The sequence below is a fragment of the Aminobacter sp. P9b genome, from assembly GCF_045345995.1.
In the GTDB taxonomy this organism is placed as follows: domain Bacteria; phylum Pseudomonadota; class Alphaproteobacteria; order Rhizobiales; family Rhizobiaceae; genus Aminobacter; species Aminobacter niigataensis.
This window is the reverse complement of sequence record NZ_CP150083.1, coordinates 117906-130214: the sequence shown is the minus strand read 5'-3', so window position 1 is coordinate 130214 and position 12309 is coordinate 117906. Positions and strand designations below refer to the sequence as shown.

The following is a 12309-nucleotide window of genomic DNA, read 5'->3' as shown; positions in this document are numbered from 1 at the left end:
AGCGCCCGGAAATGGCTTCCTCCGGGCCATCCAGGCATCATGGCGCGACCGACCGATCAGGTTCTTTCCATTCTCCAGACGCGGCTCGACAAGGCTGCGATTCTGGCCGGCGATGCAATCGACCCGCGCTACAGCGACGACCTTTCCGGCGAACCGGGCGCCCGGCCCGAACTGGTGCTGCGCCCGCGCAATACGTCCGAGGTCGCCGAAATCCTCAATGTCTGCAATGCCGCCCGCCTGCCTCTCGTCGTCCAGGGCGGACGCACCGGGCTGTCGGGTGGGGCACGGGTGCTGGCCGGCGAGGCGGTTCTTTCGCTCGAACGCATGACGGCCCTGCAGGAGGTCGAGCCGACAGCGGGCACCATCGTCGCAGAAGCCGGCGTTCCGTTGCAGGTCGTGCAGGAAAGGGCCGACGCGGCGGGCTTGGTCTTCGGCGTCGACATCGGCGCGCGCGGCACCGCCACCATCGGCGGCAACATCGCCACCAATGCCGGCGGCATTCGCGTGCTTCGCTATGGCAATTTCCGGGCGCAAGTTTTGGGCGTCGAAGCCGTGCTTGCCGACGGCAGCGTGCTGTCGTCGATGAAGGGCCTTGCCAAGGACAATTCCGGCTACGACCTCAGCCAGCTTTTTGTCGGCAGCGAAGGCACGCTCGGCGTCGTCACCCGGGCCTGCCTCAGGCTTCACCCCAAACCCGTCACCCAGTCCGCGGCCTTCTGCTCGCTGCCCTCGCTCGACGCTGCCTTCGGCTTGCTCAAGTTCCTGCGCGGCCGCCTCGGCAATCTGCTGTCCGGCTTCGAGGTCATCCTGGCGCCGCTGATGGGCGACATGGTTTCGGCGCTCGGGTTCACGGCACCTGTTGCCCTTGCCTCGCCCGTTTATGTGCTGACCGACATCCAGGGCATGACGCCAGCCGCCGACGAAGAGGCGTTCACCGAAGCGCTGTCGCAGGCGATCGAAGACGGGTTGGTCGAGGATGTCGTGCTGTCGCAGTCGGAGCGTGAGTACCAGGGCCTGTGGACGTTGCGCGACGACTGCAACCGTTTCCTGTTCGCCGAGGGCGCGATGCTCAGCCTCGACGTCAGCCTGCCGCTGCCGCGCATGGGCGCCTTCCTCGATCTGGCCGAGGCTACCCAGGCCCACGCCGACCCGGCGGCGCGCGCCTATATTTTCGGCCATCTCGGCGACGGCAACCTGCACTACGTCGTCCGCACCGACCGGCCCAACGAGGTCGCCAAGGCGGTGTTCGACTGTGTTGCCAGATCCGGCGGATCGATCTCGGCCGAACATGGCATCGGCCTCGACAAGAAGGCCTATCTGCACCTGACGCGAACGCCGGCCGAACTGGCCGCGATGCGACGCATCAAGGCAGCGCTCGACCCCAACAACATCCTCAATCGGGGCCGCATCTTCGACATGCCGCCTGCCCTGCCCAACGCCTGAGAATCCACAATGACCGTAGTGAAGTCCCCCGATAACAGCGCCCCGGTGGTCGAGATGCCCTCGACGCTCGACGAGCGCTACACACTGGAGCGCGGCCGCATCCTGGTGTCTGGCACGCAGGCACTGGTGCGCCTGCCGATGGTTCAGCGCCAGCGCGACCTTGCCGCGGGGCTCAACACAGCGGGTTATGTCTCGGGCTACCGCGGCTCACCCCTGGCCGGCTTCGATCGCGAGATGGGCAGTGCCAGGAAATATCTGAAGGCCAGCCATATCGTTTTCCAGCCCGGGCTTAACGAGGACATGGCGGCGACCGCCGTGTGGGGCACGCAGCAGACGGGCATGTTCCCCGGCGCGCGCTACGATGGCGTCTTCTCGATGTGGTACGGCAAGGGCCCCGGCGTCGATCGCACCATGGACGTTATCCGCCACGCCAATGCCGTCGGCACGAGCCAGCATGGCGGCGTGCTGCTGCTCGTCGGTGACGACCATGGCGCGGTGTCTTCCACCCTGCCCCACCAGAGCGAGCACAACCTGATCTCGGCCATGGTGCCGCTTCTGTCTCCGGCCGGCGTCGGCGAATATATCGACTACGGCCTGCTCGGCTGGGCGATGAGCCGCTATTCCGGCGCCTGGGTCGGCTTCAAGTGCCAGACCGAGATCGTCGAATGCTCGGCAACTGTCGATCTCGATCCCACCCGGCTCGAGATCGTCACGCCCGACCTGCCCCTGCCCGCCGACGGTCTGTCGATGCGCTGGCCCGACGCCCAGCAGGCGATGGAGCGCAGGCTCGAGACCAAGCTCGCGGCGGTGCTCGCCTTTGCCCGCGCCAATCGGCTCGACCGGCAGGTCTGGCCCTCCCCCAGGGCCAAGCTCGGCATCGTCTCGACCGGCAAATCCTGGCTCGATCTGAAGGGCGCCCTGTCGCTGCTTGGCATCGACGAAGCCCGTGCGGCCGAACTCGGCATCCGCCTCTACAAGGTCGGCATGGTCTGGCCGCTTGAGCCGGAAGGCCTGCGCGAATTCGCTGACGGGCTGGATCAGGTCTTCGTCGTCGAGGAAAAGCGCCCGGTGATCGAGGAGCAGATCAAGTCGCTGCTGTTCAACCTGCCCGGCGACCGCCGGCCACAGGTCTTCGGCAAGTCCGGTCCGGACGGCTCCCCTCTCCTGCCCTCGATCGGCGAGATCGGCGCCCTGTCGGTTGCGCGCGCCATCTTGAAATGGCTCGGCACTGAAGATGCCGGCCTTGCCGCCCGCGCGGCCGAGTTGTCGCTGGTCGGAGCCCCCTCCCCTGCCGAACCGGGCCTGCTCAACCGCGAGCCCTATTTCTGTTCCGGCTGCCCGCACTCGACCTCGACCGTGGTGCCCAAGGGCAGCCGCGCCTCGACCGGTATCGGCTGCCACATGATGGTGATCGGCATGGAGCGCGACACCTCGACCTTTACCCAGATGGGCGGTGAAGGCGGCTCGTGGATCGGCCTTTCGCCCTTCACCGACGAGAAGCACATCTTCGTCAACATGGGCGACGGCACCTATTTCCATTCCGGCCTGCTGGCGATCCGCGCCGGCATCGCTGCCAAGGTCAACGCCACCTACAAGATCCTCTACAACGATGCGGTTGCCATGACCGGCGGCCAGCGCCATGACGGCGAGCTGTCGGTGTCATCGATCGTCGGCCAGGTGCTGGCCGAGGGTGCCAAACAGGTGATTGTCGTCTCAGAGCGTCCGCACCTGCTGGCAGGCCAGTTGCCGCGTTCGGTCAATGTGCGTCATCGCGACGAACTCGATCAGGTCCAGCGCGAACTGCGCGAGGTCGAAGGCGTCACCGTGCTGGTCTACGACCAGGTCTGCGCCGCCGAAAAGCGCCGCCGCCGCAAGCGCGGCACCTATCCGGTTTCACCCAAGCGCGCCTTCATCAACGAGCTGGTCTGCGAGGGCTGCGGCGACTGCTCGGCGGTCTCCAACTGCATCTCGATCGAACCGCGCGAGACCGAGTTCGGTCGCAAGCGCGCCATCAACCAGTCGAGCTGCAACACCGACCTCTCCTGCACCAAGGGTTTCTGCCCGAGCTTCGTCACCATCGAGGGCGGACGCCTGCGCAAGCCGCGCGCCAAGGCCGCCGGCGGGGTCGACGCCGCATTGGCGGAGCCGAACCGCCCTGCCCTCGGCACCGAGCCCTACAGCCTGCTGCTGACCGGCATCGGCGGCACCGGCGTCATCACCGTCAGCGCGATCCTGTCCCAGGCGGCCCATCTCGACGGCCTGTCGCTGGTGACGCTCGACCAGACTGGCCTGGCGCAGAAGAACGGCGCGGTCGTCTCGCATATCCGCCTGGCGCGGCAGCCCGAGCAGCTCAACGCCGCGCGCATCGGACCCGGCGAGGCCGATCTGGTACTCGGCTTCGATCTCGTGGTCGCTGCCTCGCAGAACGCCATCGCCACCTTCGGCAAGGGCCGGACCAGGACGGTGGTCGACGATCATTTCGCTCCGACCGCTTCGTTTGTGAAGGATACCACCATCGACTTCCGCGAAGGCGCCACCTTGCGCCGGCTGCGTAATGCCGGTGGCGAGGACGCGCTCACCACCCTGCCGGCCATGAAGCTCGCGACGGCCCTGTTCGGCGACGCCATTGCCGCCAACATGTTCCTGCTCGGCCACGCGTGGCAGAAGGGGTTCGTGCCGATCAGCCGCGGGGCGATCGAAAAGGCCATCGACCTCAATGGCGCCGGCGTCGCGATGAACCGTGCCGCCTTTGCCTGGGGCCGGCGCTCGGCCGAAGATCTGGACTTCGTCAGCCGCCAGGCGGGCATGTTGCCCGCCTCAGCTGCGCCCGAGGTCAAGACGCTCGACGAGATCGTCGCGCGACGCGTCGATTTTCTCAAAGGCTACCAGAACGCCGCCTATGCCGAGCGCTATCGTGCGCTGGTCGACAAGGCGCGGCAGGCCGAGACGCGGGCAGCACCTGGCCAGGAGGCATTCGCCCATGCGGTCGCCAAGGCCGCGTTCAAGCTGATGGCCTACAAGGACGAATATGAGGTTGCGCGGCTGCATCGCGATCCGGCGTTCAGGCAGAAGCTCGCCGAGCAGTTCGAAGGCGGCTTCAAGCTCCAGTACAATCTGGCGCCGCCCATGCTGACCCGCGTCGATCCGCGCACCGGCCATCCAGCCAAGATCGCCATCGGCCGCTGGATCGAGCCGGCCTTCGCCGTGCTCTCGCGCCTCAAGGGCCTGCGCGGCACGCGGTTCGATCCCTTTGGCCGCACCGCCGAGCGCAAGATGGAGCGTCGCCTGATCGCGGACTATCTTGCGCTCGTCGAAGACCTCATTGCACGGCTGGCGCCGGAGAACCTTTCGGCGGCCACCGAACTCGCCTGCCTGCCGGAAGAGGTTCGCGGCTATGGCCATGTCAAGCTCGCTTCCGTCGCGCGCTTCGAGAAGCGCAAGGCCGAACTGCTCGCAGCCTTTTCGCAGTCGGCGCCAATGGGGCAGGCGGCCTAGGCCGGCCTATCAACGCCCTGAATCGATCCCGGCTGACCGATTCAGCACTTTCATTGGACGCCAGAATCCGCCCTTGCGATTCTGGCGTCCATGGAACAGCCATCCCCAGCTTTGCATCTTCAGCGTCGTGACCCGAGCCGCAACATGGCGCGGTTCTATCGGCTGTCTGTCGAGCCGTCGCTGTTCGGCGATGCTGCTCTGGTCCGCGAATGGGGCCGCATCGGCACGTCGGGCAGGCGGCGCCTCGACTTGTTCGCCGACGCTGCCCAGGCCGATGACGCTCTGCGCCGGCTGGCCGCTTCTAAGCTCAGGCGCGGGTACCGCAACGCCGGTTGACAGCTGTCAACGAGTTCCCGACGGCCCCGAAACGACCTGGCAGCACGTCGTTTCGTTCCCGTCACAATGGTTAATTTCCGTTAACTATAAATAAGTTGACTCGACTCGGGCGCTCCAGCACCCTGTTACGGTAATTTGACGTATTTCGATGTGCCCGGCGTAACCGCTTCATCGATCCGTTATCCACGCTCCAGCACGTAAAAACTGGTGAAGGCGTAACCCGGATTCGGATTCCGCAGCGAATCGGCGCATAAACCGTAGCAGGCTTGTCTGGCCGTCGTGTAGCACGCGGCCGGGCAGCCGAGAGGGGACTAAAGAACTTGGCAGGGGCTGTTCAAACACGGGCGGAAAACGCGAGCGAGGAGGCGGACGTCGTGTCGACCGACCGTGCCATTGCCCGCGATGCCGAGATGCTTTCGGCACAGTTGCAGGCGATGCGCGACCGGCTGTTTTCACCGACCTCGAAGAAAGCATTGCGCAAGTTTTCGAGCGGCGAGGCAGCGCGCCTGATCGGCGTCTCCGACGGTTATCTCAGGCAACTGTCCATCGCCGGCGAGGGTCCGCAGCCCGAGACGGGGGCAGGCGGGCGCCGCTACTACGCACTCGACGACATCAATGGGCTGCGCCGACATCTCGCCGAGCAGAACCCGACCAAGGCGCGCCACTACCTGCCGCGCCGCGACGCCGCGCGCGGCGAGCACATGCAGGTCATTGCCGTCACCAACTTCAAGGGTGGCTCGGGCAAGACCACGACCAGCACCCATCTCGCACAGCATTTGGCGCTTGCCGGATATCGCGTGCTCGCCATCGACCTCGATCCGCAGGCCTCGATGTCGGCGCTGTTCGGCTATCAGCCCGAACTCGACCTGAACGGCAACGACACGCTGTACGGCGCGATCCGCTATGACGAGGAGCGCCGGCCGCTCAGCGATATCATCCGCAGGACCTATTTCGACGGTCTCGATTTCGTGCCTGGCAATCTCGAGCTGCAGGAGTTCGAGCACACCACGCCGCAGATGCTGGCTGCGCGCCAGGCCGGCGACAGCAAGGCGATGTTCTTTGCGCGTGTGCAGGAGGCGCTGCAGACCGTTGCCGACAATTACGACGTCGTCGTCATGGACTGCCCGCCGCAGCTCGGCTTCCTGACCTTGTCGGCTCTGTGTGCGGCGACCTCGGTGCTGGTGACCATCCACCCGCAGATGCTGGACGTCGCCTCGATGAGCCAGTTCCTGTTCATGACGGCCGATCTGTTGTCGGTCGTGCGGGAAGCGGGTGGCGAGCTCAATTTCGACTTCATGCGCTATCTGATCACGCGTTACGAACCCAATGATGGGCCGCAGACGCAGATCGTCGGCTTCCTGCGTTCGCTGTTCGGCGATCGCGTGCTGACGGCGCCGCTGGTCAAGTCGACTGCCTTCTCCGACGCCGGCCTGACCAAGCAGACGCTCTACGAAGTGGCGCGCGAAAGCTTCAGCCGGGCCACCTATGACCGCGCCATGGAGTCGTTGACAGCTGTCAACGACGAGGTCGAAGGCCTGATGGTCAAGGCCTGGAACCGGGCAGGCTGAGGGAGGCTGAGATGGCACAGAACCGCAAGGATCAGCTCAAGGCACTGTTTGGCACCGGCGAGCCCGCACCGGTGGCGGCAATTCCGGCCGACAACCCGCCGATCAAGCCGATGGAAGCCGAAAGCCCGGCACGGGCGCGCAGCGCCTCAGGTGCCGTCAAGGCGATGGGACTTTCTCTCGGCGGTCTTTCCAGGGAGATCGAGGAAGCGCGTCGGCTCAAGGAAAGTCTCGACTCCGCCGAGCGCGTGGCCCCGGTGGATACCGGATTGATCGAAGCATCCTTTGTCGCCGACCGGCTCGACCATGGCGACCACGATGCCGATTTTGAAGCGCTGGTGGCGAGCATCGAGGCATCCGGCCAGCAGGTGCCGGTGCTGCTGCGTCCGCATCCCGACAAACAGGGGCGTTACCAGACGGCCTACGGCCACCGCCGCGTGCGGGCTGCCAGCCGGCTCGGCGTTCCGGTCCTGGCGATCGTGCGGCCGCTCTCCGACATCGAGCTTGTTCTTGCCCAGGGCAAGGAAAACAGCGAACGCCGTGATCTCTCTTTCATCGAACGTGCGCTGTTCGCCCACGAGCTGATCGGCCGGGGGTTCGAACGCGGCCTGGTGCAGGATGCGCTGTCGCTGCACAAGGCGGAGATGACACGCTTCCTGCAGGTGGCGGATGCGGTGCCCGAGCACATCGTGCGTGCCATCGGTGCTGCGCCCAAGGTCGGCCGTCCGCGCTGGATGGCGCTGGCCGATCTGCTCAAGAGCGAGGCGGCCCGGGTCAAGGCCAACGACGAGATATCCAGCGCGCGGTTTCGCGAAGCGACGAGCGACGAGCGTTTCAACCTGCTGTTCACGAGGCTGCAGCGCAAAGTCGCCAAGACCGATGGTGCTCGCGAAATTCGCGACGGCAAGGGCAGGGCGGTGGCTCACCTGACGGTCGCCAAGGGCAAGGCCCGCATCGATTTCGTCGAAAAGATTGCCGAGGGTTTCGAGGATTTTCTCGGCGAGGAGTTGCCCAGGCTGCTGCAAAGGTTCGAACAGGAGCGCGCGGACGCGGCCCGGCAGAACTAGAATTCTCCACGTCTGGTGATCGGGCGCATGCTTGGAAGCAGCGCTCCAGCGGATGCGGAGTGTGTCAGTACCTAGTGCGTAGAGGATTGGAACCAGAAGGATAGACGCAAGAAAAAGGCCCCCGAAACGTCGCCATTCCGGAAGCCCTCATCAATGTAGCAATTGTGAGAGAATCATTTCCGGACCGACTTGTCAACCACTGGACGCGTTCCGGAACGCCTTTGGCTTGCCTCGATAAGAGGTGAACGAAGATGATCGAGCATATCTCGACGACGCCCTTTGGGCGGCGGTCGCTGTCGCTTGCCATGGTAGCAGGGCAGATGGCGGCCGACGGCTGCGCGCCCGGCGCCAGCGCCAACAAATGGCAGGTGTTTCGCGCCGTGTGCGAGGCGAAGGGCTTGCTGGGTGCCAGCGATCGCGCGCTGGCGGTGCTCAACGCACTGCTGAGCTTCCATCCGGACGCGGATCTCGCGGAAGGGGAGGGGCTGGTGGTATTTCCTTCCAATGCGCAACTGGCGCTTCGCGCGCATGGCATGGCGCCGGCGACGCTGAGGCGCCATCTCTCCGTGCTTGTCGACTGCGGCCTGGTCGTGCGTCGCGACAGCCCTAACGGCAAGCGCTACGCCCGCAAGGGTTTCGGTGGCGAGATCGAACAGGCTTTCGGCTTCGACCTGACGCCGCTTCTCGCACGTGCCGAGGAGTTCGAGCGCATGGCCGAGGCTGTTCGGGCCGAGAGGCGGGCGCTGCAGCTCCTGCGGGAGCGGATCACCATCCTGCGCCGGGACATTGCCAAGATGATCTCGTTCGGCCTGGAAGAGGGCATTGCTGCCGATTGGAAGCGCTTGCATCTCGAATATCGCGAGATCATTGCGCAGATTCCGCGCACTGCAAGCCGACTTGAGCTCGAGCCCGTAGCCACCGAACTGGCCTCGCTCGCCCAGGAGGTGCGTAACGCGCTGGAAAGTCACGTTAAATCGAAGAAAACAAGCGCCAATGAGTCTCATTTTGAGCGCCACATACAGAATTCAAATACACAACCTCATGAACTTGAACCCGGCCTCGAAGAAGACCAGCGAGCGACGGTGGCGCAAAAGCTGGAAACCAGGAGCCAGCCGCCGACGGGATATCCACTTGGCATGGTGCTGCGTGCCTGCCCCGATATTGCCGACTACGCACGAAACGGCATTTCGGGCTGGGCCGATCTGGTGGAGACGGCGAATTTGGTGCGCGGCGCGCTCGGCGTGAGCCCGGATGCGTGGAACCAGGCCTGCGAGGCAATGGGGGCGGTGGACGCCGCGATCATGGTGGCAGCGATGCTGCAGAAGGGTGAGGCAATTGCGAGCCCCGGCGGCTACCTGCGCAGCCTGACGGCTAAGGCACGGGGCGGCGAGTTCTCCATCGGGCCGGTGCTGATGGCCTTGCTTCGGGGCAGGGGAGGGGCTCAGGCGAGGGCGGGGTGAAGAACTGGCCGGTGAACCGCGAGATTGCCCGATCGCCGGCGGGTTGCGTCAGCAGCGGTTGTGCGCGCGGCATTGAGCCGCTTCGTTCAGGTGCGTCGCGCCCTGCAAAACCTAGCCAATGGCTGTGACGGGCAACCCCGGGAATTTTCCGCCAGTCCCAAGTTCCCAGGCCAATTTCAGGTCGGCCAAGATTGCAGTCGAAAGGGGATTGCCCTATATGTTGCCATACAAACCGGTCAAGGGATAAGGCAATGGCTACGCTGACGAAAAAATCGGCTCAAGCTTCGGGCTCCGGCGACAAGGCCCTGGTACTGACCTTCATGGATGGTTCGGGCCGGATTGCCATTGATCGCGTCGCCGACAGTTTCGGCATGTCCAAGACGCAGCTGGCCGAAACCGTCGGGTTGGCGCGGGAGTCGCTCTACAAGGCGGCACGCGTCGGTACCCTCAAGACGCAGGCACGGGTGCGCGAAATGCTCGAGATCATCAGCCGGGTGTCCGAATGGGCCGGCGGCAAGGAGCAGGCGATGGCCTGGTACCGGGCCCAGCCGATCCCGGCATTCGGCGGCAGGACTGCGGAAGCCCTGGTCAAGGACGGCAAGGCAGGTGCCGTGCGCGACTATCTCGACCACCTTGCTGTCGGTGGTTTTGCTTGAGGTTTTCAGGTACCTGCTACCGGGCGCACGACCCGCGCTGGTCTTTTCAGCCGATCTCTGGCGAAGGCGCGGCGATACGGGGCGCGCGCTTCAACCCGAAGGGCACGCCGACGCTCTATCTGGCACTCGGCATCATGACCGCGGTCAAGGAAGCCAACCAGGGTTTTGCGCACCGTATCGATCCCTGCGTGCTGTGCTCCTATGAGGTCGATTGCAACGACATCGTCGATCTGCGCACACCGCAGGCCCGAGAAGCTGCGTCGGTCCGCTTCGAGGATATGGCTTGTGGCTGGATGAGCTTCCTTGCCGAAGGGGAGCGGCCGCCATCCTGGACGATACACGACCGGCTTTTCCCGCAAGGGGTGGCCGGCATCCTGGTGCCCAGCTTCGCACCGGGCGCTGATGCGGAGGACCATAACCTGGTCCTGTGGAGCTGGGACGGCACGCCGCCGCACAAGGTCACTGTCATCGACCCTGATGGACGACTGCCGAAAAACCAGCTGTCCTGGGGCTGAAATGCGTCTCGTGGTGTTCAGACGAGCAGTCTCGCGGCCTTTCCGAGCTTGCGTTCTGCATCGTTGTAGTAGCTCGAGGCCTGGTTGACCGAGCGGTGCTGCGACTGCTGCATGGCGTCGAGCAGCGGGATGCCGCGCCGGGCGGCCTCGGTGAGATAACCCGAACGCAGGCCGTGGGCGGAGAACTCCGCCGGATCCAGCCCAGCCTCGGCGATGCGGCGCTTGAGGATCAGATTGACCGCCTGCGGGGTCAGCGCGCGGCGCTGGAGATGGCCCCAGCGGTCGATCGCGCGGAACACCGCGCCTTCGCTGATGCCGGCCCGGGCGATCCAGCCCTGCAGCGCAGTCACGGGCCGGCCGATCAGGTAGACGCTGGCTCCGGTATCGGCGTTGCCGGTCTTGGTGCGGCCGAGACTGATCATCAGGCAGGGCAGCTTTTCCGTGCCGTCGGGATCATTGGGATCGGCCGGCACCGGGGCCTCCTCCACCAGATGTTCGACGCGAAGGGCGGCAACTTCGCTGCGGCGGCGGCCGCCGGAGGCGAAGGCAGTGGTCAGCAAGGCGCGATCGCGGCAATCGACTAGGCTGTCGCCGGCACAGGCCTTCAGCACGGCTGCCAAGACGTCTGACGTGATGGCCTTCTGGCTCTTGCGCTGGCGCGTCCGATCGGTGGCACGCACGGCGAGCTTGACCGCGCTCTTGAGCCCAGGGGCGTTGAAGTGGCCCTGCATGCCGCGCCATTTGGTCAGTGTCGACCAGCTCGACAGCTTTCGTCGGACGGTGGCCGGCGCATGCGGTCTGTTTGTCACCTTCAGGAGACCTTCGGACCGGAGAGCCGCTTCGACGGTGTCGGGCATGCCGTGGGTAAAATCGGTCTCACGCCGGGAACGGTCCCAGAGATGGTGGGCGACGAATTTCAGCAGCAGCACCTCGGGTGCCGGCCAGGGCAGGGGCTCGCCCGTCGCCGCCCGGGCCCACGCCTCGAGGTAGAAGAGATCCGAAGACAGCGCCCGCAGCGAATTGTCGCCAAGCCCGGCCTGGACGAGATGGCGCAGCGTGGCGACGTCGTCGTCGCTGAGCACGCCGGCCAGCTGTTCGCGGCGATCGAAGGGCAAGACGGCGTCGAGTGCGTCCAGTGTCTCGGCGCGGCGAGCGACGTCGTCGGCATTGGAGATGGCGGGCCGTTTTGAGGCCATGAGGCGGCTTTCCCGGCGGAATTTCCGGCCACGGCCGGTGGGATCTGCCCGGATTCTAGCCGTTTCGCGCGCCAAAACAATCACTATCGATAAGAAATGATTATCAATAGTTATTTTTTAACTTCGAGGAACCATCAGTTGGTAAAGTTATGCGATATATAGCTTTAGGGAAGAGAATCGATTATAGCGTTAACAATGAGTTACCAGATCGAGTCCCTGCCCACGCAACAGCTATTCGGCCCGGCCATGCAGGCAACCGAGGCGCTGGTCCGGCTCGACTTGCGCATCGCCCGATCGCCGGTGGCCAAGGGCTTTGTCGAGCGCAGCCATTTTGCCGATGCGGCGTCGTCATTGTGGCTCGATGGCGAACTGGTCCATGTCGAGGACCTCGTGCTGCACGATGCGCATATGGACAGGCGCACCCCGACGCACGAACTGACAAGGCCTATGAAATCCTGCGCCTCAGGCTCCAGATCCTCGGCAACAGGCCGGACTGGGCGCTCGGTCGCGAGGGGGGCGACAGTATCAGAGCCCCCGGACTGCAAATCCCCCGGTTCATTCCAAAAGCAAACCGCA

At 65.0% G+C, this 12309-nt stretch carries 9 protein-coding genes; 8 read left to right on the top strand and 1 reads right to left on the bottom strand.

The genetic code is table 11. The features are described from left to right. Positions 1-39: 39 nt before the first annotated feature. The 8 genes from WHT83_RS24765 to WHT83_RS24730 all read left to right on the top strand — a co-directional run bounded on the left by WHT83_RS24765 (position 40) and on the right by WHT83_RS24730 (position 10537). Complete coding sequence (locus tag WHT83_RS24765; RefSeq protein ID WP_341878575.1) at positions 40-1443, top strand: FAD-binding oxidoreductase; 1404 nt, start codon at positions 40-42, stop codon at positions 1441-1443. Positions 1444-1452: 9 nt separating this feature from the next. Continuing rightward, positions 1453-4938, top strand: a complete 3486-nt coding sequence (locus WHT83_RS24760; protein ID WP_341878574.1) for an indolepyruvate ferredoxin oxidoreductase family protein — start codon at positions 1453-1455, stop codon at positions 4936-4938. Between the two features lie 144 nt (positions 4939-5082). After that, on the top strand, positions 5083-5274 hold the full coding sequence (locus tag WHT83_RS24755; protein ID WP_245439995.1) for a WGR domain-containing protein: 192 nt from the start codon (positions 5083-5085) through the stop codon (positions 5272-5274). Positions 5275-5594: 320 nt separating this feature from the next. Continuing rightward, the gene (gene repA, locus WHT83_RS24750; RefSeq protein WP_108610095.1) at positions 5595-6842 is read left to right on the top strand and encodes a plasmid partitioning protein RepA; all 1248 of its coding nucleotides are present in this window, start codon (positions 5595-5597) and stop codon (positions 6840-6842) included. 11 nt (positions 6843-6853) lie between these two features. Further along, a complete protein-coding gene (gene repB, locus WHT83_RS24745; RefSeq protein ID WP_341878573.1) occupies positions 6854-7906 on the top strand; it encodes a plasmid partitioning protein RepB in 1053 nt (350 codons plus the stop codon). Between the two features lie 251 nt (positions 7907-8157). Beyond that, positions 8158-9366: a plasmid replication protein RepC gene (repC, locus tag WHT83_RS24740; protein WP_341878572.1), complete on the top strand. Its 1209-nt coding sequence runs from the start codon at positions 8158-8160 to the stop codon at positions 9364-9366. 251 nt (positions 9367-9617) lie between these two features. Continuing rightward, entirely contained in the window at positions 9618-10022 is a 405-nt protein-coding gene (locus tag WHT83_RS24735; protein WP_341878571.1) for an antitoxin Xre/MbcA/ParS toxin-binding domain-containing protein, read from the top strand. Then, a complete protein-coding gene (locus WHT83_RS24730; protein ID WP_341878570.1) occupies positions 10019-10537 on the top strand; it encodes an RES family NAD+ phosphorylase in 519 nt (172 codons plus the stop codon). Before WHT83_RS24735 ends, WHT83_RS24730 begins: the two co-directional genes overlap by 4 nt. 17 nt (positions 10538-10554) lie before the next feature. Here the strand turns inward: WHT83_RS24730 and WHT83_RS24725 are convergent, their stop codons facing one another. Next, the gene (locus WHT83_RS24725; protein ID WP_341878569.1) at positions 10555-11733 is read right to left on the bottom strand and encodes a site-specific integrase; all 1179 of its coding nucleotides are present in this window, start codon (positions 11731-11733) and stop codon (positions 10555-10557) included. Positions 11734-12309 lie beyond the last annotated feature (576 nt).

Excerpts from the sequence above, each read along its gene's own strand:
- WHT83_RS24765 (WP_341878575.1), top strand. The coding sequence starts at position 40 with ATGGCGCGACCGACCGATCAGGTTCTTTCCATTCTCCAGACGCGGCTC.
- WHT83_RS24760 (WP_341878574.1), top strand. The coding sequence starts at position 1,453 with ATGACCGTAGTGAAGTCCCCCGATAACAGCGCCCCGGTGGTCGAGATG.
- WHT83_RS24755 (WP_245439995.1), top strand. The coding sequence starts at position 5,083 with ATGGCGCGGTTCTATCGGCTGTCTGTCGAGCCGTCGCTGTTCGGCGAT.
- repB (WP_341878573.1), top strand. The coding sequence starts at position 6,854 with ATGGCACAGAACCGCAAGGATCAGCTCAAGGCACTGTTTGGCACCGGC.
- repC (WP_341878572.1), top strand. The coding sequence starts at position 8,158 with ATGATCGAGCATATCTCGACGACGCCCTTTGGGCGGCGGTCGCTGTCG.
- WHT83_RS24735 (WP_341878571.1), top strand. The coding sequence starts at position 9,618 with ATGGCTACGCTGACGAAAAAATCGGCTCAAGCTTCGGGCTCCGGCGAC.
- WHT83_RS24725 (WP_341878569.1), bottom strand. The coding sequence starts at position 11,733 with ATGGCCTCAAAACGGCCCGCCATCTCCAATGCCGACGACGTCGCTCGC.